Origin of the sequence: uncultured Brachyspira sp., assembly GCF_944390845.1 — a bacterium.
In the GTDB taxonomy this organism is placed as follows: Bacteria; Spirochaetota; Brachyspiria; order Brachyspirales; family Brachyspiraceae; genus Brachyspira; species Brachyspira pulli.
In genome coordinates this window covers 1-24,098 of the sequence record NZ_CALXRM010000052.1, presented here as the reverse complement: position 1 = coordinate 24,098, position 24,098 = coordinate 1, and the positions used below count along the sequence as shown (strand labels likewise).

The following is a 24,098-nucleotide window of genomic DNA, read 5'->3' as shown; positions in this document are numbered from 1 at the left end:
TTACATGTAATATAAATTATCAATTTAAGCTAAAATATAGCCCTTTTGCTTCTTTGTGGCAACAAAAGAAGTGGGGTGCGGGGCAAAGCCCTGCAGATATTTAAAATTTAAAAAAATTATTTTTGACAAAATATAGTTGTTTAGGTATATACTAAAATAATCATAAATGTAAAGTTATAACAAAAATACAATTATATAAAATATATTATTAATAATTTATTTTATTTATAATACTAAAAATTACTTTTATATATATTTAACTCCATTAATCTTTGCTATAGTCATTCCGTAATTAGTAATAGGCACATTCTGTTCTTTGCATATTCTTATTCTATTTAAAATATGTTTTCTTGTCCCCATACAGCCGCCGCAATGTATAACCAAATCATATTTTGACAAATCATCTGGAAAATCATTACCTGCAACATAATCTATATCAAACTCAAAACCAAATTTCTTTTTTAATAAGTTTGGAATTTTTACTCTGCCTATATCTCCCTCCAAAGGAACATGAGTACAGCTTTCTGCTATTAATATTTTACTGTCCTTTGTTAAATTATCTATAAAATCAGCACCTTTTTTATATACTTCTTCATCTCCTTTATAGCGGGCAAAAAGAACTGAAAAAGAAGTTAATAAACTTTCTTTAGGTTTTAATTTTTCAACTTCTTTAAAAACTTGAGAATCTGTTATTATTACTTTAGGAGCTTTACTTAATGCTTTCAATGCATTTTCAAATTTATCAAAAGTCGAAGCCATTATAACAGCTTTATTATCTAAAATATCTCTTATAGTCTGAACTTGAGGAAGAATCAATCTGCCTTTAGGTGCTTGAATATCCTGAGGCATAACAAGCATTACTATATCATCTTCTTTTATTATATGCCCTGTTATACTTATTTCTTCAGTTTTTGGAATCGTTAATTTTATAGTTTCTATTAATGAATCTATATTAATATTATTAGAAGCACTTATTGAAACAGTTTCTAAATTAAAAATTTCTTTTATATTTTCTTCTGTTTTTTTATAATCAGTATTTAAATCTATTTTATTTAAAACTGCTATAATAAGTATCTCTAAACTTTCAAGTTCATTTTTCCATTTCAACTCTAATGAATAATCATTATCTATAAAACTAGCATCAAAAACAAGCAAAGCTATATCAGAAGACTCCATTATTTTTTTAGTTCTTTCTATTCTTAAAGATCCAAGTTCTCCCTCATCATCAAAGCCTGCAGTATCTACTATAACACATGCTCCTATAGTATTTATTTCTATAGCTTTTTTAACTGGATCCGTAGTTGTACCTGCTATATTTGAAACTATTGCTATATTTTGATTTGAAATAGAATTTATAATACTTGATTTACCAGCATTTCTTCTTCCAAATATTGCAATATGAGTTCTATTTGCATTCGGTGTATTATTCATATCTTTTCCTATTTATAATTATTCATAAATAAAAAATTAATTCAACTTTCTTAATACATATATTAATATACACAATTAAGAAAACTGAATCAATTATAAAATGAATAATCCTCATTAAAATTTAAAATCTCTTTTTCCTTCGTCTATTGCTTTTAAAGCTTCTATCAATTTAGCTTTAACTTTTTCATTAGGCACTTTTTCTATCTCATTAGCAATAACTTTATCTATAGATTTTTTAGTTTCTTCTTTGGCATAATCATTCTCATATTCTTTTAAAGTTATTATAGCATTAGCCTGACAGAAATTTTTTATTTGTCCGCTTTTAGCAAATGACATGAATCTGTCACCTGTTCTTCCTTCTCTATAGCAAGCAGTGCAGAAACTTGGAAGATAATCTATATCAGCAAGCCATTTTATAATATCATCAAGCGAACGGTTATCAGAAATTTCAAACTGTTTAGAATTTTCTTCTTCCTCCTCAACATATCCTCCAACGCTTGTTCTTGATCCTCCGCTTATTTGAGAAACACCAACTTCCAAAGCTTCCTCTCTTGATTTCTGGCTTTCTCTTGTAGAAACGATAATACCAGTATAAGGAACGGCAATTCTTAAAACAGCAACTATTTTTTTGAATAAACTATCAACTATAGCATTAGGGAAACTTTTAACATCAACATCATCAGCAGGTCTTATTCTTGGTACGCTTATAGTATGAGGTCCGCATCCAAAAGTATCTTCTAAATGTTTAGCATGATAAAGCATAGCAGTAAAATCGTATTTATAATCATAAAGTCCGAATAATACACCTATACCAACATCATCAATTCCGCCTTCCATAGCTCTGTCCATTGCCTCTGTATGATATTCATAATTACTTTTTGGGCCGCTTGGGTGAACTTTTTCATAAGTCGGTTTATGATATGTTTCTTGGAATAATACATAAGTACCAATTCCTGCATCTTTTAACTTTTTGTAATTTTCTACGGTAGTTGCTGCAATATTAACATTAACTCTTCTAATAGCTCCGTTTTTATGCTTAATGCTGTATATTGTTTTTATTGATTCAAGCAAATATTCCATACTAGCATAATCAGGATCTTCTCCGGTTTCCAATGCAAGTCTTTTATGTCCCATATCTTGTAATGCTATAACTTCAGCCCTAATTTCATCTTGAGTTAATTGCTTTCTAGCTATATGTTTATTTTTAGCATGATAAGGACAGTAAACACAGCCATTAACACAATAATTTGATAAATAAAGAGGAGCAAACAAAACTATTCTTTTACCATATATTTCTAATTTTATTTTCTTTGCTATTTCAAACATTTCATTTTCTACATCTTTGTCATTGCAAAGAAGTAATGCCAATGCCTCATTAGGTTCAAGACCTTTCATTTCATTAGCTTTATTAAGTATATCTCTTATATTATAATTACCGCTTTCAACTTGAGATATAGTTTTTAAAATTTCCTCATTATTTATAAATTCATTTGCATTTCTTGATTTTGAATCATATTTAAATAAAGTTTCAGATGACATGAAATAAACTCCTAATAATTAAACTGATATTGATATATTATTTTTTATTAGCGTATAATGCTTTGGCAGAAACACCTTTTAACATACCAAGTTTACCCGTTAAACTATTAATTACATCATTAGGAGCATTTAAGACTATACTGATTATATTTATATTTTCTTCTCTATAAGGAATTCCCATTCTTCCTATAATAAAATTACTATTATCATGCAAAATTTCATTAACTTTTGATATACTGTCATTGACTTCAATTATTATACCTATAAGAGCAATTCTATTATTTTCCATAAATCAGATAAAATATAAAAATTAAAATATTCCTTCATGATAAACATTAACAGTTATTCACTTAGGTAATAATATTATAAAATCATAAATATTTTTGTAAATAGTATTTTATAATTTTTTTAATTTTTATTTTTCTATTTTAAAGAAACTCATAACAGACTAAAGTTCTTTAGCATCATCATATAAAGCAAGCGAAGAAGCTGTGGACTGTTCTACTAAAGCAGCATTCTCTTGAGTTATAGTATCCATTTCCATAACAGCTTTATTTATTTGGGATACTCCTGACTGCTGTTCTAAAGCTGCCGAACTTATATCTCTTATAATATTTGCTGTTTCATCTATTTCAGTCTTTATACTCATAAATAATTCTTCCTGACTTCCTACTATATTATTAGCTTGATTTATTTTTTCATACACTTTATTTACTAATTCTGTTATATCTTTAGCTGAAGCCTGACTGCTCTGTGCTAAACTTCTAACCTCTGAAGCTACTACCGCAAATCCTTTTCCTTGATCTCCTGCTCTCGCCGCTTCTACTGCCGCATTTAAAGCCAATATATTAGTTTGAAATGCTATGCCTTCTATAACTTTTATTATATCTTTAATCTTTTCACTGTCAGCATTAACTTCATTCATACTTCTAACCGTTTCTGATACTACAGATGTGGCATTATCTATAGACTCTCTACAATGATTCATCATTTCATTACCTTTTACTGAATTATTTGCAGCCATTGATATTGCTGAAGAAATTTCCTCCATAGATGATGCTGTTTCTTCAAGGTTGGCTGCTGTATCTTCTGATCTTTTTGATAAGTCTTTATTGCCTGCTGCTAAATTATTCGCCGCTAATGACATTTTATTTGCATTATTCAAAGTTGTTTCTATTATTTCTATAAGTTTATATTTCATATCATGAAAAGAAAGCGATAATTGTCCAAGTTCATCTTTTCTATTTAATTTTCTTCTATGCATAATGAGTCTTCCAGATGCTATTTCCTTAGCCTCATCAACTATAATATTAAGAGGTTTTATTATACTTCTAGTAAATAGGAAAACTACCAATGTCATAAAAACCATAGATATTATACCTATTATTATACTGATTACTATAATAGATTTATTAATTTCATAAATTTCATCTTCATCCATAGCATAAGCTACTACCCAAGGATGAATTTTCATTTTTTTATAATATCCTAATCTTTTATGATTATTGAAACTATATTCCAAATTACCTTCTATACTTCCAGACTTAAATATATTATCATATTCATTAGGAGCATCTTCACCTATTTCATTTGGATCAGTATCCATTACAACTTTAAGCTGATCATTAACCGCTACTATTCTTCCGCTTCTTCCCAATTTTATATTGCTGAAATAATTTTCATATATAACAGAAGATCTAACTATCAATATCAAATAACCTATAACATTATTCTCAAAATCTAATATTTGAGTACCAATAGATACAGTATATTCTCCTGTATCTGCTGATTTTCTCATATTATTTCCAATAGCATATTCTGATCCGGATTTTAATTTATTCCACATACCGGGCCTAAATTCGGACATATTCTTACCTGTTAATTCATTTTTTTTATCTAATAATATATTACCATCAACACCTAAAACATAAATATTTTCTAAATATTCATTTCTTTTTATGAATAAATTTAAATCCATTAATCCTAATCTTCTGGAATTTTCATCTTTGTTTATAAGATAATTTCTAATATTAGCACTGCTGGAATAAGCAACTGAGACCATAACTTGGGAATTTAATATAGAATTGAATAAATTAGCATATCCTTCTACGGTGTTCTTAAAACCTGTATCCGTACTTTGTGTTATTCCTTTATTTGAAAAAAATACTGATGCAGTTAATAAAAAAGCCAGCATTAATATAGACATTAAACTAATGGTAATAGGCATTTTAAAAGACAGGCTGCTAAATTTACTCATACTTTAAGCTCCTTAGGCATTTAGAATTTGTTTAAGATCAATACGAAAAAATATAGTAGAATTTACTATATAATATATAGTATAGTAAATTATATTAATACTGTCAATTAAATACCCTATACATGTATATGAAAATTAAATAATAATATTGTTGTATAGAAAAAATGTTAATGTAAAGTTATTCTATACAACAATATCATATAAAATTATTTTTCTATTTTAAAGAAACTAACAAGAGATTGTAATTCTTTTGCATCATTAAACAAAGCAATAGAAGAAGCTGTAGATTCCTCTACTAAAGCAGCATTTTCCTGAGTTAAGTTATCCATTTCTTCTACAGCTCTATTTACTTGAGATACACCTTCTTTTTGTTCAACTGCTGCTTCGGTGATAGCTCTTATTGTATCAGCCGTTTCTTCTATTTGCTCTTTTATACCAAGAAATAACTGTTCCTGACTTCCTACTATATTATTAGCTTTATTGATTTTTTCATATACCTGATTAATTAATTCTGTAATATCTTTAGCTGAATCCTGGCTGCTTTGTGCCAAACTTCTAACCTCAGAAGCTACTACCGCAAAACCTTTACCTTGATCTCCTGCTCTAGCTGCTTCAACTGCTGCATTAAGTGCTAATATATTAGTTTGGAATGCTATTCCTTCTATAACTTTAATAATATTCTTTATTTTCTCACTATCAGCATTAACTTCGCTTATGCTTTTTACTGTATCTTCTACTACTGAAGCTGCATTTTCTATAGCTGCTTTACAGTCTTTCATCATATCATTTCCTTTTACAGAATTATTGATAGATATTGTAATTGCTGCTGCTATTTCTTCCATAAACGAACCTGTTTCTTCAAGGTTTCCGGCTGTACTTTCTGCTTTTTCTGCTAAATCTTTATTGCCTACTGCCAAATTATTAGCTGCCTGAGACATTCTATCTGCCTGATTCAAAGAAGCTTCCATTATTTCAATAAGTTTATATTTCATATTATGGAAAGAAAGTGATAATTGTCCTATTTCATCTTTTCTATTTACCTTTCTTCCATGCATAACAAGTCTTCCAGATTCTATTTCTTTAGCCTCATCAACTATAATATTAAGAGGTTTAGTGATACTTTTTGCAAATAAGAACATCATTATTACTAAAGCTATAATAGATAAAAATGCCACAATAATACTTACAGCAATTGTCATTCTAATCTGTGCATAAATTTCATCTTCATTCATGGCATAAGTTACAATCCAAGGCTTAATATCCATTTTCTTATAACGTCCAACTCTAACAACATTTCCTCTCTTATAAGAATAAGGACCTGTTTTTGAAGCATCTTTAAATATTTCTTTATATTCTTGAGGTGCTTCTTTATTTATATTGGCAGTATCCATATCCATAGTAACAATATTACTATCATTAACTGCCACTATTCTTCCTGTTTTTCCTAATTTTACATCTTTAAAAAATGTATCATGTATTACTGAACCTTTAACTGTAGTAACTAAATATCCTATAGTATTATTAGTAAAATCTGTTATTCTTACTCCCATACCCATAGTAATTTCTTTACTTACTGGAGATTCTCTTGTAAGTCCTAAAGCAGCAGTTTCTCCTTCCTTAAATCTTTGCCATAATACTGGTCTTATATCGGCAAGTGTCTTTCCTATTAATCCTGCCTCCAAAGTTAAAAGCACATCTCCATTTATATCCGTAAGATAAATGTTTTCTACATAAGGGTTTCTATCCATAAAATTTTTTATATCAACAGCACAATATCCTCTGTAAGTATCATCTCTAAATAAAAGATAATTTCTTATATTAGCATCACTAGCATAAGAAGATGCAAGCATAAATTGTGCTTCTATAACAGAATCCAATAAAGATGCATATCCATCTACTGTATTTTGGAATCCTACATCTATAGCTTCTCTTATACCTCTGCTTGAAAAATATAAAGAAATAGATAAAAGAACTACTATTATAATAACACTTATAAAACTAATGACTAAAGGAAGTTTAAATGCTAAGCTATTTAATTTCTTCATAAGAAATCCCCTAAATAATTATTTATGCTACATTTTATAATTATAGTAAAATTTATTATCCTTGTCAAATAATATTACAATAATTAGATTTATAATACACATAATATCGAAAATTACGTTAATATTATAGAATTTTTTTACAAAAATAAAATAACTAAAATTATTAATATTGAAATCATTAATAAATATATTTTGACATAAAAAAATAATTTTATCTAAAATTAAATCACACTTTTTTAAATTTAAAATAGGAAATATTCTCGGATATATGTTCCGTTTTATTTAATATTTCTTTACTAGAAACAGCACTATCATTGGCAAGAGAACTATTTTTTTGTGTAATCTCATTAATAGAAGCGACACTTATATTAATCTGTTCAATATTATCTTTTTCTTCCTCTGCTGCATTTGCTATATTTATAAGTGAATTAGAAACATCTACTACTAAATTATTTATTTCATTTAATAGTGATGAAGATTCAGCAACAGTTTCATATCCGGAATTTATTTTTTCAATAGTGCTTTCTACTATTGCTGTTATATCATCTGCTTTAGAAGAAGTTTGTGCTAAATTCCTTACCTCGCTAGCTACAACTGCAAAACCTTTACCCTGATCGCCTGCACGTGCGGCTTCAACTGCTGCATTAAGTGCTAATATATTAGTTTGAAATGCTATAGACTGTATCATTTTAATAATTTCTGATATTTGTTTACTAGCATCTGATATTTCATTCATATTTGATGAAGTTTTAGATACCATTTCTACACCTTTAATAGTACATTCTAATGCTTTTTTACTCACTTCTTTAGCATTACTTGTATTATTACAAGTATCTGAAATAGAAGATGAAAGAAATTGTATTGCACTTGCTAACTCATTAATAGATGAAGACTGTGAAAGAGTTTTCATAGATAAATCATCATTGCCTGAAGATATTTTATCCATCTCGCTATTAATAGAATCTATATCTAATTTCAAATTATAAATTACCGAACTAACATTTTTTTGCATTTCATCTATAGAAGATGATAAAGCATTAGCTATATTGCGTTGTTTTTTTGAATCCTTTTCTTTAATGTCAAAATTACCTAAAGCCATATTATCTATATGACTTATAGCCTCATTTAAAGTATTAGTAATAGGTATAGTAATAAAAGTTACCAAAATTGTTTCTAGGGCAAGAGATAATAATATTATAAATACCAAATAAAAAGTTAATGCATTTGTTCTATCTCTCAATTCATTAATATTTCCTTTAGCTACTATATACCAAGGAAAACCTGTTATTTCTTTTATTCCATACCACTGACTTTTTATTATAGAAACAGCACTTCCATTATTTATATGATTTTTTATATCTAAAAACTGAGGTATATCAAATGCACTATACTTATCATTTAATAAATAATTAACATCGCTATGATTTAAATATCTTCCATCTGAAAGAACTACATAAAACTCATAACCTTTATCATTTTTTATTTCATTCATTATACTGTCTATCTTTGAAAAATAAACATCTAATGCGGCAACTCTTTTAATAGAAGATGCATTTCTAACAGCAATCGCTAAAGTTATAACAGTAGAAGATGTTGAAACATCTGTATACGGTTCGCTTACATAAACATCATTTGTATTTACAGAATTAATATACCAATCTCTGGTAGTTTGGTCATAATCGCTTGGTATGGTATCTGGAATAGCACTCACAAAAACGCCGCCATCAGCATAAGGAATATTGCCTCCAAAATAAATATCAACTAATTCTTTATCTAATGTTTTCATTTTATAAACTGCCGACATCATATCATTTACAGACATATCCGTTTCAAAGAAATTATTTACTGTTTTTAATTGAGTTTTATATTCAGATATCCACCTTGATATATCCAATGAAACATTATCCATTATATCATCTATATTATACAAAAAATTTTCTTTGTACTGTTTGTAATAAGTTATATATATTGGAACACAAATCAATACAAAAAATATAAAGTATGGAATAACAAATTTTAATATAATCATGCTTCTGCTGATTCTTTTTTTGTCTTAACCATATTAAGACTCCTAAAACATTTAAAATTGATATACATGATATAAAAGAAAATATTATTGTCAATAAAAATTTGTTTATTATATAATGATATTACTACTTTTTTAATTAATTAATTAATAATTATTATATATATGTTTTTATGTAAAAAAATGACTAACATCATTTAAACACAATAAATTTAATATAATTTGACTAATTCTTTTTTTATTATAGAATACTATAAAATGGAAAAAATCATTAGAAGAACTGCATTAACTATAATATATATAATATTAGCCTCTTTAATAACTGCCTCAGTAATTATTATACCTAAAGCATATAATTTTTATAAATCATGCAAAGAATACGTAAATAAACCATTTTCAAATAATGAACTAAAAATAGATGAAGACCGTGCCTTAAAAGTATATGACAGAAACTCAATATTAATATCAACTATATTTCCAAAGCATGGCGGATTCTTTGAAGAAGTAAAATATGAAGACTTATCTACAAATTTAATTAATGCAGTTGTAAGTGCTGAAGATAAAAATTTCTTTAATCATAATGGAATAGATTATAAAGCAATAATAAGAGCATTTTTATCAAATTTAATAAGCGGCAGGGTGGTATCCGGAGGAAGTACTATAACTCAGCAATTAGCAAAAAATATTATTCCTCGTGAAAGAACATATATAAATAAATTCTATGAAGCACTAGATGCGATAAGATTAGAAAGAAATCTTACAAAGAAACAAATAATCACAGAATATTTAAATAGAGTATTCTTTGGAAATAACTGTTATGGTGTAGGGGCTGCTAGTGATTTGTACTTTCATAAAAAAGCAAAAGATTTAAATAACAATGAATCTGCAATGCTCGCTTCTATAATAAAATCAGGTACTAAATTTAATCCGTATAAATATGAAGAAAGATTAAAATCAAGAAGAATATATGTACTTGGAGAAATGAAGAATAATAACTTTATAACAGAAGAAAATTACAATATATATACAAATGAAAAAATTAAAATTTTTGATGATAAAGAAAAATACACTTTCAAAGCTCCGCATTTTACAATGTATGCAAAAGAATCATTAGAGCAATTAAAATATACCGGAGTAACAGAATTAAGAACAACATTAGATTATAATATGCAAAAAGAAGCAGTATTAGTTATAAGCAATTCCAGTCAGTCGCTTCATACATTCAATGTAAGAAATATATCATGCGTAATACTTAATGCTAAAACAGGCGAAGTACTTTCAATGATAGGTTCTATGGATTATTTTGATGCTGAAACTCATGGTGCTGTTAATGGAGCTACTGCATTAAGACAGGCAGGAAGTACTTTAAAACCATTTATGTATGCATATTTATTCGATAAAGGCGAATCCCCTGCTTCAGTTATAGCTGATATAAAAACTCATATCAATTCACCAGGCGGAGATTATATACCAGAAAATTTCGATCATAAATATAGAGGCCCAGTTACTATAAGGGACGCATTAGCTAATTCATTAAATATACCTGCAGTTAAATGGCTTGCCAGATACAGTATAAGAGATTTTCAGAATATACTTTTAAAATCCGGATTAAGTTCTATAGATAAAAATCCTGATTATTATGGTTATTCTTTGGTGCTTGGAAGTGCTGAAGTGCGTTTAGTTGATTTAGCTTCAGCATATACTATATTTCCCAATTCCGGAACTTTTATAAATCATTATTCTATAAAATCATTAAAAAAAGCTAACGGAGAAGTTATTAAACTTCCTAAGAAAACTACAAGAAAAGTAATATCTGAAGAAAGTGCATATTTAATAACAAGCATATTATCCGATAGAAATGCCAGAATGGGTTCATTCAGAAGTTATAAAGGAATAGTTTATCCATTTTCTGTAGCCATAAAAACTGGAACTTCAAAAGGCTCAAGAGATGCTTGGGCTATAGGTTATACAAAAGATTATATAGTTGGAATTTGGTTAGGAGATTTTGCTGGAAGCGAGATGATAAATATAACCGGCGGTAATGGTGCTGTTCCTATACTTTATGACTTATTTACTATGCTTAATAAAAGTCAGAAGGAAACTAAATGGGATAAGCCTGATACTATAGTAAAAAGAGAAATTTGTCTTATAAGCGGAAAACTTAGAAATGAATTCTGTAAAGAAACTAGAATGGAAGTATTTTCTCATATAAATGTACCTACTGAAGAATGCGATGTTCATAATCTTTATATAAGAAACAACAGCGATGGTTCTGTAAGTGAAAAAGTTTTTGTAAATTTACCAAGTGAATATAATGGCTGGATTAGAGAACAGCAATTAGAACGCCCTACTCCAGAATGGACAAAAGTTAATAATATTTATGCCTACAACATGGCTAAACAAAATAATATTAATAATACAGCAAATAGAATGGATAATACTATAAACACTGAAAATAATATAGCTTACAATACAGTTCAGACAACTTCAGAAAATATAATTCAAGTTCCAAGAATAAAAGAAAGACTATCAATAAAAGAACCTACTGATAATTCTGTATATAAAATAGATTCTACCTTACCTTTGGAATATCAAAATATATTCATATCTTCATACATTCCTAAAAATATTGTATCAGCAAAATTATATTGTGATAATGAAATAATAGGAAATATTGATGATTTAAAAAAAGATTATATAAGATGGAATTTAAAACAAGGAAGCCATACTTTTTATATAGAAGCTGAAACAGAAACAGGGGAAATTATAAAAAGCTCTACTGTAAAAATATACGTACAGTAAAAAAAAATCGTATTGCCAATTTTTTTAATGTCGATAATATTAATAGTAAGTTATCTATTTTATGGAGTTTATCTATGAATAAAAAAATTATTTTCATACTACTAATGCTTTCTATGGCTTTAACTTTGCAGTCTGCTTATAAAACTAATCAATATATGAAAGTTGTTGATGTTAAAGGAAAAGTAAAAATATCATCTCAAAAAGCTATAGTAAAACCAGCACAAAATGGAGATTTACTATTCTCAAAAGATAATATATCTACTGAAAAAAATTCTTCTCTAACTTCATATTTAGAAAGCAACAATATATTTAAAGTAAAAGAAAACTCATCATTAAATATAGAAGAATCTTATGATAGAACAGGAAATACTAAATTGCATTTAGACAATGGAGATTTTTTAATTGTAGCTTCATCAAATGCTAAACCTGACAGTATTACAATATCAACTTCTAATGCGGATGTTAAAGTATCCGGTGCCGCTTTAATATCATATACTAATGGAAATACAAAAGCCCAATTCTTATATGGAGATGGCGAAGTAAATGGTACTAAAGTTGATCAATACATGGAAGCTAATATTGATAATTCAAATAAAGTATCTATAAAAAATATAGAAGTTAATGAATCTTTAACTAATACTATTAATGAAATATCTTCTATGCCTTATGTAAAAACAATGGTTGCTGATATATCAAATGTTGTTGATGTTAAAGACTATTATGAAAATAAAGCCAGCAGCGAAACTAATACTGTAGCTGAAATTACATCTGAAACTTATACAGAAACAAATACAAATGAAAATATCACTACTTTTATAATAACTAATGAAATAAAACAATAATAATTATTATATAAATCTCTCTTTATCTTTTATAAACTTTGACAAATAAAAAATAGAGTATATAATATACTTAAATATGGGTAAAAAGGTAAAGAGAGATGACTCCTCGAGAACAAATAGTAAATGCTGGAAAGAGGCTATTTAAACAATATGGTTTCAAAAAAGCATCTATGAGCGATATAGCCTTAATGGTACATAAATCGAAAAGCAGTATTTATCATTATTTTAAAAGTAAAGAGGAAATATTTTTTGCTATAGCAGAAAACGAAGCTAATGATCTAAAAAAAGATTTATACGAAGCTATAAAAAAAGAAGATACTGCTGAGGCAAAATTAAGAGCTTATATTCTAACAAGACAAAAAGGTTATATAAAATTAGCTAATCTATACGAAGCATTACACAGCGAAATATTTGAGGATTTTACTCTTATAGAACATATGAGAGCACAATATCATAAAGAAGAATACGATACAATAAAAATGATACTTAGAAATGGTGTAAAAAAAGGCCTATTCAATATAGATTTAAGACTTGCTACAGAATCAATTCTAGCAATAATAAAAGGCTTTGAAATAGAATGGGCTAAAAATAAAAACACTGAAAACTATGAAAAAGATTTAGATACTATAATAAATATCATCTTTTACGGAATTGTTAAAAGAGATTAATTAAAATAAAAATGAAAAAACTTTTTATATACCCATTAACCTATATAATATACATTACAATATTTTTCGCTTTAGGAATATCAATAGCTTTCTTAAAAAAAAATTTCGACATTATATATACTTCTTCGATAACTGCATTTGCATTAATAATGATATCTGTAATACTAGCATTAATTCGTAAATATAATATATCAATATTAATTCTAGCTTTATCATCTGCATTTATTGGATATAACTATACAATGTTAAGGTATTATGATATATTCAAAAATACTCTTAATAAATTTAATGGCAATATAGAAGCATATAATGCAAAAATATTATCTTATGACGGGGTTGTAGGATTTAAAAATAGATATGTAGCTCAAGTTAATAAAGTTTATGATGGAACTAACTGGCATAATTATGCTGGAAATATAAGAATTTATACCACATCTGTAAAACCAATATTTATCAACGATGAAATAACAGTATCATCTAAACTTAATTTATATAAAAATATATTAACAAATGACACCTTGTATGATCCTGAATTATTAGTAGAAATACTTGAAGATAAAATGCTATACGGAGTTGCAAATATCTATCAGTATAATAATTTTGTTGTACAAAAGGAAGGAACATCTTTTATAAATTATATTGATAATTATGCTATTGATGTAAGAAACATAGTAAAAAGAGCATTATCAAAAAATATTGAAGCTATACCATATACAATAATTAAAGGAATAATAGTAGGCGATAAAAATATTATACCATATCATATAAAGCAATATTTTATTGATTCTGGAATATCACATATACTTTCAATATCAGGACTTCATATTACAATGGTGCTTACAATTTTAATCTTATTGTTGTCATTTTTCCCTATAAACTTTTATAAAAAAATATTAATAGCAACAACAATAACTGTTATTGTGTACCCTCCTATTACATTTTTTTCAGTATCAATACTAAGAGCAAGTATAATGGCATTATGTTTGATGATATCATATTATTTTGATAGAAACAGAAATTCAATAAATGCATTATTTCTTGCAGGGTTAATAATACTTTTATTTAATCCAAGTGCAATTAAAGATATTAGCTTTCAATTTTCTTTTTTAGCGACATTAGGAATAATAATTTACTACCCTGTATTTAATTTTTATATAATAAAAAATATTAGAAATATTAAAACAAATAACAAAGCAGTAAATATAATAAAAAGTATTGCAATAAAATCTTTATCATTTATGTCTATAAATATATTTGCCATTATAACAGTAATACCATTAAGCATATATCATTTTTCATTATTAAATTTAACTTCAATAGTATCTAATATATTCGCTGTACCTCTGGCTTTTATAATACTTTCATCTTCGTTGCTTACAATAGCTACTTATAAAATTTATGAACCATTGTCAATATATCCAGCCAAAACTACAGAATTCTGTTCCAATCTATTAATAGAACTTGCTGATAAATTCAGTAATATATCTTTTTTAAAATATGAATTGTCATGCAATTTATATTTAGCAATATTTATAACATTTATAATAATATTGATTGGAATGATTTTAAGAATTAATGTTAGTAAGTTAAAATAAAAAAGCGTACCTAAAATTATTTAGATACGCCGAGAAGATTTTTTAATTAATTACTTAGCAGGAGTTAATTTTGTTAATGCATCTTCTACTAATGCAGTCCAAGTAGCACCGCTTACGCCGTCAACATAAATGTTATTAGCTTTGATCATTTTGTCATAAGCAGCTTTTCCTCTAGCAGGACCAGAACTGTGTGCACATTTTGTTAATACAACTTTTGTTAATTTACCACCAGCAACAGTTACTTTAGCTTGATAGTCACCTTGTTTAGTCTTATAAGTAGCTTTATAATTACCTAAGTATGTGCCGTCTGGTACTTTAGCTAAATCAACTTTAGCTTGAGCAAATAAGAACATACTAGCAGCAAAAACAACTGCTACAACTAAAATAAACATTTTTTTAAGGCTCATATTTTTCCCCTTTTTATATAGTTTTTTAAAAAACCTTTCATACATAAAAAAGTAAAATATATGTAAATTAATTCATTATTTTTTTTATATTACCCTGTCTAAGTAAAGAAAGTAAATTCTCATATTCTACAGTTGTTTTTAACTGATAATATCTTCCGTCCACAAAACTGGAATATTCTACCTTTATATATTTTTCTACAACATCTCTCAATTCTCTATTATCATCTCTTTTATTAGGAAGTTCTTTTATGAAAGCATTTTCTATTTTTACTTTTGATAAAGCTAAAGCAGCATTAAAAGCACTTGTTTTCATATCTTCTTTTGTTGCGGCATAGCCATTCGGATAACCTATAGATGTAGCTATAAATTTATTCTCATTCACCCAGCCTTCATTAAAATTAATATTTACAGCCTGAGCAGTATTCTTTTCAACGGATTTGCATGATATTAATAAAGTAAAAATTAATATAAATATATAGCTGTATTTCATATACCCTCCCAATATAAAAAAAATGCTTCTACAATAATCGTCAAATTTTAATTTTTTTTAAGCATATAATTTTACATAATAATTAATTTTAGAGTACAATTGTTCCGATTATATAAAAAAATATTTATAATATTATTGGGAATTATTATGAAAAGATTATATATTGTAACAACCATATTTTTATTATTATATACAAAAGCTTTTACCCAAATATATACTTTTCAAAATGGGGAAAAGTTAAATAACTCATATATATTATCAGAAACTAATTATGCTATTATAATAGAAAAAAATACGGCAAATGAAGGAAAAACTTTTGATATAGTTTATAAAAATTCCAGATTATCCGGATATAAGGATGCCGGTATCATAAAAATACTTCCAAATGAAACTTTAGTTGCTACTATGTTAAAAAGTTCGCTTGGAAAAGATATGTGGGTTGTTATATATGGAAATATTGAACAAGAATTTGATTCTATAGAGAGAACAATATTTTCCGGAAATAACTCCATAATATTTACAAGATTAATGGATTATGGTATAGCCGTTATAAACGGAGAAGCTAAGGTACAATATTCTGAATTATTCGACAGTGTTATTAATGATAATTCCTATGCCTTTTCATATTCAAGAGACGGACAGTATTTTATAAATATTAATGGAGAAGAAAAGAGCCTACCTGCTAAAGCCGACAGAGTTAAATTTTCAAATGACGGAAATAATATAGTATATGTAATAGAAAATGAAGGAAATGTTACTATATTTACTGGTACTGCTGACAGTGAAGGATTCAATTTAGTAGATGATGTTGTTTCTTATAATAATGACAGTATAGCTTATGCTGTTAAACTATTGCCTCAAACTAATATCAGCACAAATGATATGACTAATTTCACTCTTACAAATAATGTTACAAATGAAATGACTAATGAAATAGTAACAAACACAACTACTATTACAAACTATAATCTTTCAAATATAAGCGTATACACTAATGAAGTAGGCGTAACTGTTAAAGGTCAGTCAAATACAATAGCATTAATAACTGTAACTAATGTTATTACTAATATAGTTTATAATGAAATACCTTCATTACCTCCAGCTGCTGAATCTACAAATAATATAGTAACAAATGAATTTATTATGACAAGTGTTATAGCAAATGGAAGAAATTATGGAGAATTTAATTTAGTAACTAATATGTCATTCTCACCTAATGGAAAAACTTTGGTATTTGTAAGCATCAATTCAAATGATACTATGCAATTATATGTAGGCGGAAATATGACTACTAATTATGATATGATACATAATTATAAATATTCTGATGACAGTACTATATTAGCTTATGGTGCTCAAACTAATGGAGTATCTTTTATAGTAGTTAATGGAAAAAGAATACCTAAAAATTACGATCAAATAAATGATATATATTTCTCTACAAATAATAATTTAGTTTATAATGCTACTAAAAACGAAAGAGAATATATCATAGCAAATAATTTTGAAAGCCCTGCTTATAATAATATAAAATCATTCAAGTTTTTAGGAGATTCATTCGCATTCACTGCTGAAAGACTTGGAAAACAATATTATTTCATATTGAACAAAGATGCTTCTTTAAGAAGAGAATTTGGCGGATATGAATATGTATCAGATTTAGATAATAATCAAAACGAAGCTATATCAATAGTTTCCGACGGAAAAAATATATTTATCATAAAAAATGGTGTTATATTAAATAATTAAAAATAAATATAATACTATCATATATAAAAAATGCGTAATTTATTAGTTTTATAATAATAGATTACGCATTATAATTTTAAATCATTAATATCAATTTATTTTATATTCACTAAATATGCTTATATATGGTTTTATATAGTAAAATCAAATCAATATATTTCAGCATATTTTTATAACTTGACTTAATATTTTTTTATAGTTAAAATAAAAAATATGGTTTGAAATGTGATTATTAATTGAAAATAAAAAATAAAGTAGTTGTTTAATGAATAGTAATGATAAAATAAGAATAATACCACTTGGCGGCGTACAAGAAATTGGTATGAATATGACAGTTATTGAATACGGAAATGAAGTTTTAATAGTTGATTGCGGTTTTATGTTCCCTAGATACCATATGTTGGGAATAGATTATGTTATACCTGATACTTCATATTTAGAAGATAAAAATGTAATGGGACTTATTCTTACTCATGGTCATGAAGATCATATAGGAGCTATACCGCATTTTTTAAGAAAATTTCCAGACATACCAATATACGGCTCAAGATTAACAATAGCTTTTGTACAAGCTAAACTCAATGATTATAAAAATGAATATAAAAATGCCAAACTATATGAAGTTGAGCCTAGAAATAAAATACAATTAGGTATGAATTTCGATATAGAATTTATAAGGGTTAATCATAGTATACCAGATGGTGTGGGAATAGCTATAACTACACCTCTTGGTGTTATAATACATACAGGTGATTTCAAAATAGACTTAAATCCTAGCACCGATAAATTTATAGACCTTTATAAATTTGCTGAATACGGTGAAAATGGTGTTCTTTTAATGCTTGCTGACTCAACAAATTGTCAGAGAGAAGGTTTTTCTATGAGTGAAAGTGTGGTTCAAAACAATATGACTCCCCTATTCGCTTATGAAGACGGAATGATAATTGTAGCAGTATTTGCAAGCAGTATAGAAAGAATACAGGATTTAGTAACTGCCGCAAAAGTTAATAATAAATATGTGGCATTCTCTGGAAGAAGTTTAATAAAGTTTACTAAAATTGCTCAAGATATGGGATACTTAAATCTTTATGATATAGTAATTCCTATAGATAAAATAAACAGGTATCCAAGAGAAAAGATAGTATGCATAACTACTGGTACACAAGGAGAACCTTATTCATCATTATCACTTATAGCAGCCGAAGCACATAAGCATATAAAAGTAGAAGACGGTGATATGGTAATATTCTCATCAAGCGTTATACCAGGAAATGAAATGGCTGTTACTAGAATGATTAATAATTTATTCGATCTAGGTGCTAAAATGGTTGGAGAGGATAAAAAATTACTTCATGTATCCGGTCATGCTTCAAGTGAAGATTTAAAATTGATGTATAGATTAGTGAAACCAAAATATTTTATACCTATACATGGAGAAAAAAGACATTTAATAACTCATATAAAATTAGTTGAAAATTTAAATGGTTTAGATACTAAAGGCTTCTTACTATATAATGGCGATGTACTTGAAATAGATGAAACCCTAGAAGCAAAAATGGCTGAACCAATAGAAATAAGAAATATATATGTTGATGGAAAAGGCGTTGGAGATTTAGAAGAAAGCATTTTTTATGACAGAGAACAATTATCTCTTAATGGCGTAGTTGTTGCCAATGTAGTAGCGAAGAAAAATAATACTGGACAGTATGATATAAAAGTAGATCTTGAAAGCAAAGGATTTACATATAACGGCGGAGAAAAAGACGGAATAATAAATAAAACTGAACAATTAAGAGAAGAAGGAATAAATTCAGCAACAGAAGCTGTAAGAAAATTATTAAATAGAAATAAAAGAACACCATCTACAATAAAATATGAAGTAAGAGAAGCATTAAGAAAAAAATTCATACAAATTATAGGCAGAGAACCTGTAATATTTGTATGCTTATATATGGATCATGTATATATAGAAAAACAAGAAGATGGTATTGAAGAAAACATTAACAATGAACAAACAAATAGCATAACAGTAAATGAGGAGGAACCAAAATGTCATACGAAGAAGAAAAAGAGAATAAAGAAACCAATAATGAAGAAAACAACCCAAATAAAAAGAACAAAATCCAAAAGGAAAAAAGTGGTAAAAGAGAGTTAATATTCACCGCCCTTATTTTAGCATCAGTAATTATAGGAATATTAGGAATTTTCTCTAATAATGAAAATAAAACTTCACCTATACAAATAACAAGCAGTTTTAATTCAAAAATATCTGGTAATTCTATAATGAAAGAAGGTATTGCCATTATAGATTTAACAGGAGTAATAACTCATTCCTCTAGAAAAAGCAGTATAGGTTTTGAATATCCTTCTGTAACTGACATGCTTATGGAAGATTTCAAATATTATATGACAAATCCTAATGTAAAAGCAATAGTTTTACAAGTTGATAGCCCAGGAGGAGCTTTAACTTCTTGTGAAGAAGCATTGAAATATTTACAAGATTTAAAAGAAAAATATAAAAAACCTGTAGTAGCTTCATTCAGAAGTATGGCAGCAAGCGGAGGATATTATATATCAATGATAGCTGACAAAATATATGCTAATGAATCTACGCTCACTGGAAGTATTGGAGTTATATCACAGTTTCTTAATGTTTCAGAATTGATGGATAAATACGGCGTAAAAATGTACACAATCAAAAGCGGAAGAAACAAGGATTCTTTATCACCTTTCAGAGAACCAAGAGAAGATGAATTGGCTTATTGGCAGGATATGACTGATGAATTTGTTGCTCAATTTACTAATGTGGTAGAACAATCGAGAGGGGAAAAAATAAAAGGAAATAGAGAAGATATATTTGACGGCAGAGTATTTAGCGGTAAAAAAGCATTAGAAATAGGATTAATAGATTCTATAGGAACATTACAAGATGCTATAAAAGATGCAGCTAAAATGGGCGGCATAGAAGATGAAGAACCTTTTATAGTAAAAAAACCTGAAAAAAATGTTAATATATTAAACATGTTTTTCTCCGGAATATCAGATTCAATAAAACCAAAATCTTCATTACCTGTACCTTATGAAGAAATAATGAATAGTAAATATATTGGTGTTCCTATGTATATTTATATTCCAAATTATATTGGAGAAAACTAATGAAAATATCAAGAGCTATATATCTATACATAATGCGTCCAAAATATGCTATAAGAAAATCAATTAATTTTGAATCATCATTTTTAATATATTTGCTTTCTGTATTAAGTATTGCAACAGCAGTATTATATATTTCACCTTCAAAAAGCAATATATTAGATTTATTGATGTTGTCTTTTGGACTGGCTGCTTATATTACTGTTACAAATATAGTGAAAATAGCAGTAATTAATCTTACTGTATCAGTATTTTTTAAAAATAATGATAAAAAAAATATAACAACTTTTATTAATAACTGTTTTGGTATATATGGAATATTTATTTTTATACTTCCTATAACATTAATATTTGGAAAATTTTCTACTGTTTATTTTATACAAACAGCAGCATTAATAATATTACAGTTATATTATATAGTTTTGCTTTATAATAATATTAAGTATTCATATAATATAAAAAGTTCATTTAAAGCTATTTTAGTTTTATTAGCACCGGTAATATGTGATTACTTAACTTATTTATCATTAGCAATATTAATATTTGGAAGTATTATAAGCGTTATATAAGATATGAATAAAATTACAAAATATATTATAGCTGAAACTATAGGTCCATTTCTAGCTGGGATTTTATTTTTTACATTTGTATTTGTTATACAGCTTTTGCCGGAATTAATAAGGCTTATAATGAATAATGGGGCACCTTTATGGATGTCTCTTGAAACATTCGTTTATATGCTTCCTTTTAACATTGGTATAACAATACCTATGTCGATATTGATGGCAAGTATCATAGGATATGGAAGGCTTTCTTCTGATAATGAGATAATAGTAATGCGTGCATTAGGTTTTCCTCATATGAGAATATATATGCCTATAATAATACTTGGAGTAATTACATTTATATTTTCATTATTCTTTAATAATATCATTATGTCAGAATCCAATTATAGATACAGAGCATTAATATCATATATGGTAAATATCAGACCTTCTATTGCCGTTGGTAAATTAGAATTTGCAAACATAGAAGATATGGGATTATCAATAGGTGCAAAATATGCTGACGATAAAAGTATATCAAATGTTGTTATATATGATGGTTCTAAAACAAAAAGAGTTATAACTGCTAAATATGGATTATGGAAAAATAATGAAGCTAATTCCCAAGTAGTTACTTTAACATTATATGATGGCGTAGTACAAGAAATGCCTAATTATGGTTTTGTATCAAATGATTATACAGTATTTGATTCTATGGATATAAATATTGTTAGAGATGTAAGTACATTAACATCACATGAAAGAGGCTTAAGAGAAATGCCTTCTTGGGAAATAAGAAAAAAAATTAATATAGCAAAATCAAATGCAAATAAATCTGTAGATGAACAAATAACAGGAATGATAAATAATTCATATAAAGGTTTGAAAAAGAAACCAGACTTAACAGCTTTTTCTAATGAATATATAACAACTAATGCTGCAGAATTAACAGCTATAAGAGAAAAAGCTATTGATGAAGCTGTTCCGTATTTCTATTATATAGAGTTTCATAAATTTATTTCAATACCTGCTGCTTGTCTATTTATGGTATTAATAGGTGCGCCTTTAGGAATAGTTGGTAAAAGAAGCGGAAAAGGATTTGGATTTGGAATATCTGTAATAGTAGTTGTAATATATTACTTACTTATAACAGCTGCCGAACTTATGGCTGGAGGTAAAAAAGTTCCTCCAATGCTGGCTATGTGGTTCCCGAATATAGTTTTAGCACTTATGGGGTCATTCTTTATGATTAGATCCTTCTTCAGCAGAGGAAAATAATATAACTATTCAATTACAATAGTTTTAATAATTTATTTATACTTTTCGTTGATTACAATAAGAATAACTATATAATTTATCCTACTAGAAATTTAATTATAGTAGGATAAATTTGTATTTATAGTTTTATAATAACAATATTTATTAATTTAATTCTGAATATGTATAATTTATGAAAGAGCCAAATCCTCGCCTACTTTTCTAAGTTCTTCTAATATAGAATCTGTTGGTTTTTCTCTAGCTATAATAGGTTCTCTAAATAAAGTGATGCCGTTTTTCAAAATATCTTCTTTCCAATCACGCATCCACTTTCCATCACCCCAACTATAAGAACCGAATATAAATATCTTTTTATCTTTTAAATAAGGTTTTACCATTTCGTACATTGGAAGAAATTCTGTATCTTCTAAAATTTCAGCCCCCATAGCAGGACAGCCTAAAGCTATACAATCATAACTTTTAGCAGCATCTATATCAAAATTATAAGCTTTAAAAACTTCTACCTCTGCCCCTTTACTTTCAGCACCTTCTTTTATAGCTTTAGACATTAACCTAGTATTTCCTGTTTTGCTCCATACTACCATAGCAATTTTTTTTGACATAAAAACTTCTCTTATTAATTATTTTTAACAGCGTTAGATAATTCTTCTGCAGCTTTATCTATACCTTCATTAGCTTTTTTCAATCCGTCTTCCAAAGCCTTAGAAGCATTATTTAAAATTTTATCAGTATCAATATTTTCCATTCCGCCTTCAACTGCCTTAGATGCTTCATCTAAAGCTTTTTCTGTAACCTTTCCAGCTTTTTTAACTCCGTCTTGTGCTGCTTTTGAAGCTTCATCTATTTTTTCATTTATTTTATCTGTTAAACTATCAATAGATTTTTTATCTTTTTCACAAGAAACTGCAAATATAGAAAAAATCACACATAAAATAAGAATTATTTTTTTCATAACAAAATCCCAAAATATATATTTTTTGAAGAAATTATAATTACTAATATATATTTGTCAAGATATAGGAGCATTTGAAATATAAACATTTATTTTATATTTATGCTTCATATTTTTTGAATTGTATATATTAGTAGCCTTCGCAAGTCTGTCATTAAACTTTTCTAGTAGAAAATCGGCATCTTCAACTTTAGGAGCTAATATCACTTCTTTCAAAGCCTTATTATCAAATATATAAAGATAATTTTTATAAGAACGCTTCATATTATCATCAATATGTAAAGGATTGCTTCCATATTCAACAAGCTGTATAATACGC

Annotated in this window: 19 protein-coding genes and 1 pseudogene; 9 read left to right on the top strand and 11 right to left on the bottom strand. The window is 27.1% G+C overall.

Features of this window, described 5'->3' with window-relative positions; translation table 11 throughout:
• Positions 1 to 246 precede the first annotated feature (246 nt).
• From hydF to Q0K52_RS10525, 6 genes are all read right to left on the bottom strand, one after another.
• Positions 247 to 1,431 (bottom strand): [FeFe] hydrogenase H-cluster maturation GTPase HydF, encoded by a 1,185-nt coding sequence (gene hydF / locus Q0K52_RS10550; RefSeq protein WP_297299204.1) that lies wholly within the window; start codon positions 1,429 to 1,431, stop codon positions 247 to 249.
• A gap of 114 nt (positions 1,432 to 1,545) precedes the next feature.
• Entirely contained in the window at positions 1,546 to 2,970 is a 1,425-nt protein-coding gene (gene hydG, locus Q0K52_RS10545; RefSeq protein ID WP_297299202.1) for a [FeFe] hydrogenase H-cluster radical SAM maturase HydG, read from the bottom strand.
• A gap of 37 nt (positions 2,971 to 3,007) precedes the next feature.
• Complete coding sequence (locus Q0K52_RS10540; RefSeq protein ID WP_297299200.1) at positions 3,008 to 3,259, bottom strand: TM1266 family iron-only hydrogenase system putative regulator; 252 nt, start codon at positions 3,257 to 3,259, stop codon at positions 3,008 to 3,010.
• Between the two features lie 159 nt (positions 3,260 to 3,418).
• On the bottom strand, positions 3,419 to 5,227 hold the full coding sequence (locus Q0K52_RS10535) for a methyl-accepting chemotaxis protein (RefSeq protein ID WP_297299198.1): 1,809 nt from the start codon (positions 5,225 to 5,227) through the stop codon (positions 3,419 to 3,421).
• 206 nt (positions 5,228 to 5,433) lie between these two features.
• Positions 5,434 to 7,272 (bottom strand): methyl-accepting chemotaxis protein, encoded by a 1,839-nt coding sequence (locus Q0K52_RS10530; RefSeq protein ID WP_297299196.1) that lies wholly within the window; start codon positions 7,270 to 7,272, stop codon positions 5,434 to 5,436.
• A gap of 226 nt (positions 7,273 to 7,498) precedes the next feature.
• Positions 7,499 to 9,301, bottom strand: a complete 1,803-nt coding sequence (locus tag Q0K52_RS10525) for a methyl-accepting chemotaxis protein (protein ID WP_297299194.1) — start codon at positions 9,299 to 9,301, stop codon at positions 7,499 to 7,501.
• A 255-nt stretch (positions 9,302 to 9,556) separates the two neighbouring features.
• Here Q0K52_RS10525 and pbpC point away from each other — a divergent pair, with 255 nt between their 5' ends.
• The 4 genes from pbpC to Q0K52_RS10505 all read left to right on the top strand — a co-directional run bounded on the left by pbpC (position 9,557) and on the right by Q0K52_RS10505 (position 15,205).
• A complete protein-coding gene (gene pbpC / locus Q0K52_RS10520; protein ID WP_297299192.1) occupies positions 9,557 to 12,100 on the top strand; it encodes a penicillin-binding protein 1C in 2,544 nt (847 codons plus the stop codon).
• Positions 12,101 to 12,174: 74 nt separating this feature from the next.
• The gene (locus tag Q0K52_RS10515) at positions 12,175 to 12,942 is read left to right on the top strand and encodes a FecR domain-containing protein (protein WP_297299189.1); all 768 of its coding nucleotides are present in this window, start codon (positions 12,175 to 12,177) and stop codon (positions 12,940 to 12,942) included.
• 98 nt (positions 12,943 to 13,040) lie between these two features.
• Positions 13,041 to 13,610, top strand: a complete 570-nt coding sequence (locus tag Q0K52_RS10510) for a TetR/AcrR family transcriptional regulator (RefSeq protein WP_297299187.1) — start codon at positions 13,041 to 13,043, stop codon at positions 13,608 to 13,610.
• Positions 13,611 to 13,621: 11 nt separating this feature from the next.
• Positions 13,622 to 15,205 (top strand): ComEC/Rec2 family competence protein, encoded by a 1,584-nt coding sequence (locus Q0K52_RS10505; RefSeq protein ID WP_297299185.1) that lies wholly within the window; start codon positions 13,622 to 13,624, stop codon positions 15,203 to 15,205.
• A 50-nt stretch (positions 15,206 to 15,255) separates the two neighbouring features.
• Here Q0K52_RS10505 and Q0K52_RS10500 read toward each other — a convergent pair whose 3' ends face one another.
• Both Q0K52_RS10500 and Q0K52_RS10495 read right to left on the bottom strand, forming a co-directional pair.
• Complete coding sequence (locus Q0K52_RS10500; protein WP_297299183.1) at positions 15,256 to 15,612, bottom strand: FMN-binding protein; 357 nt, start codon at positions 15,610 to 15,612, stop codon at positions 15,256 to 15,258.
• A gap of 67 nt (positions 15,613 to 15,679) precedes the next feature.
• Positions 15,680 to 16,102 carry a hypothetical protein gene (locus tag Q0K52_RS10495; RefSeq protein ID WP_297299182.1) on the bottom strand — a complete coding sequence of 141 codons (423 nt, stop codon included), beginning with the start codon at positions 16,100 to 16,102 and terminating at the stop codon, positions 15,680 to 15,682.
• A gap of 147 nt (positions 16,103 to 16,249) precedes the next feature.
• On the opposite strand from Q0K52_RS10495, the gene Q0K52_RS10490 reads away from it, so the two are divergent.
• The 5 genes from Q0K52_RS10490 (at position 16,250) to Q0K52_RS10470 (ending at position 22,827) form a co-directional block, all read left to right on the top strand.
• On the top strand, positions 16,250 to 17,851 hold the full coding sequence (locus Q0K52_RS10490) for a hypothetical protein (protein ID WP_297299180.1): 1,602 nt from the start codon (positions 16,250 to 16,252) through the stop codon (positions 17,849 to 17,851).
• 265 nt (positions 17,852 to 18,116) lie between these two features.
• Entirely contained in the window at positions 18,117 to 20,006 is a 1,890-nt protein-coding gene (locus tag Q0K52_RS10485) for a ribonuclease J (RefSeq protein WP_297299178.1), read from the top strand.
• Positions 19,901 to 21,007 (top strand): signal peptide peptidase SppA, encoded by a 1,107-nt coding sequence (sppA, locus tag Q0K52_RS10480; protein WP_297299175.1) that lies wholly within the window; start codon positions 19,901 to 19,903, stop codon positions 21,005 to 21,007. The genes Q0K52_RS10485 and sppA overlap by 106 nt, the downstream gene beginning before the upstream one ends.
• Positions 21,007 to 21,573: a hypothetical protein gene (locus Q0K52_RS10475; protein WP_297299173.1), complete on the top strand. Its 567-nt coding sequence runs from the start codon at positions 21,007 to 21,009 to the stop codon at positions 21,571 to 21,573. The genes sppA and Q0K52_RS10475 overlap by 1 nt, the downstream gene beginning before the upstream one ends.
• Positions 21,574 to 21,576: 3 nt before the next feature.
• Entirely contained in the window at positions 21,577 to 22,827 is a 1,251-nt protein-coding gene (locus tag Q0K52_RS10470; protein WP_297299171.1) for an LptF/LptG family permease, read from the top strand.
• Positions 22,828 to 22,997: 170 nt separating this feature from the next.
• Here Q0K52_RS10470 and Q0K52_RS10465 read toward each other — a convergent pair whose 3' ends face one another.
• From Q0K52_RS10465 to Q0K52_RS10455, 3 genes and pseudogenes are all read right to left on the bottom strand, one after another.
• Positions 22,998 to 23,429, bottom strand: coding sequence for a flavodoxin domain-containing protein (locus Q0K52_RS10465; RefSeq protein WP_297299168.1), 432 nt, complete (start codon positions 23,427 to 23,429; stop codon positions 22,998 to 23,000).
• A 14-nt stretch (positions 23,430 to 23,443) separates the two neighbouring features.
• Positions 23,444 to 23,779 carry a hypothetical protein gene (locus Q0K52_RS10460; RefSeq protein WP_297299167.1) on the bottom strand — a complete coding sequence of 112 codons (336 nt, stop codon included), beginning with the start codon at positions 23,777 to 23,779 and terminating at the stop codon, positions 23,444 to 23,446.
• A gap of 57 nt (positions 23,780 to 23,836) precedes the next feature.
• A pseudogene (locus Q0K52_RS10455) lies at positions 23,837 to 24,098 on the bottom strand (hypothetical protein); the annotation flags it as partial.

Bases quoted from the DNA above. Each gene is read 5' to 3' on its own strand.
- pbpC (WP_297299192.1), top strand. From the start codon at position 9,557: ATGGAAAAAATCATTAGAAGAACTGCATTAACTATAATATATATAATA.
- Q0K52_RS10470 (WP_297299171.1), top strand. From the start codon at position 21,577: ATGAATAAAATTACAAAATATATTATAGCTGAAACTATAGGTCCATTT.
- Q0K52_RS10475 (WP_297299173.1), top strand. From the start codon at position 21,007: ATGAAAATATCAAGAGCTATATATCTATACATAATGCGTCCAAAATAT.
- Q0K52_RS10525 (WP_297299194.1), bottom strand. From the start codon at position 9,301: ATGATTATATTAAAATTTGTTATTCCATACTTTATATTTTTTGTATTG.
- Q0K52_RS10495 (WP_297299182.1), bottom strand. From the start codon at position 16,102: ATGAAATACAGCTATATATTTATATTAATTTTTACTTTATTAATATCA.
- Q0K52_RS10500 (WP_297299183.1), bottom strand. From the start codon at position 15,612: ATGAGCCTTAAAAAAATGTTTATTTTAGTTGTAGCAGTTGTTTTTGCT.
- Q0K52_RS10530 (WP_297299196.1), bottom strand. From the start codon at position 7,272: ATGAAGAAATTAAATAGCTTAGCATTTAAACTTCCTTTAGTCATTAGT.
- Q0K52_RS10535 (WP_297299198.1), bottom strand. From the start codon at position 5,227: ATGAGTAAATTTAGCAGCCTGTCTTTTAAAATGCCTATTACCATTAGT.
- Q0K52_RS10540 (WP_297299200.1), bottom strand. From the start codon at position 3,259: ATGGAAAATAATAGAATTGCTCTTATAGGTATAATAATTGAAGTCAAT.
- hydF (WP_297299204.1), bottom strand. From the start codon at position 1,431: ATGAATAATACACCGAATGCAAATAGAACTCATATTGCAATATTTGGA.
- Q0K52_RS10490 (WP_297299180.1), top strand. From the start codon at position 16,250: ATGAAAAGATTATATATTGTAACAACCATATTTTTATTATTATATACA.
- Q0K52_RS10460 (WP_297299167.1), bottom strand. From the start codon at position 23,779: ATGAAAAAAATAATTCTTATTTTATGTGTGATTTTTTCTATATTTGCA.
- hydG (WP_297299202.1), bottom strand. From the start codon at position 2,970: ATGTCATCTGAAACTTTATTTAAATATGATTCAAAATCAAGAAATGCA.
- Q0K52_RS10505 (WP_297299185.1), top strand. From the start codon at position 13,622: ATGAAAAAACTTTTTATATACCCATTAACCTATATAATATACATTACA.
- Q0K52_RS10515 (WP_297299189.1), top strand. From the start codon at position 12,175: ATGAATAAAAAAATTATTTTCATACTACTAATGCTTTCTATGGCTTTA.
- sppA (WP_297299175.1), top strand. From the start codon at position 19,901: ATGTCATACGAAGAAGAAAAAGAGAATAAAGAAACCAATAATGAAGAA.
- Q0K52_RS10485 (WP_297299178.1), top strand. From the start codon at position 18,117: ATGAATAGTAATGATAAAATAAGAATAATACCACTTGGCGGCGTACAA.
- Q0K52_RS10510 (WP_297299187.1), top strand. From the start codon at position 13,041: ATGACTCCTCGAGAACAAATAGTAAATGCTGGAAAGAGGCTATTTAAA.
- Q0K52_RS10465 (WP_297299168.1), bottom strand. From the start codon at position 23,429: ATGTCAAAAAAAATTGCTATGGTAGTATGGAGCAAAACAGGAAATACT.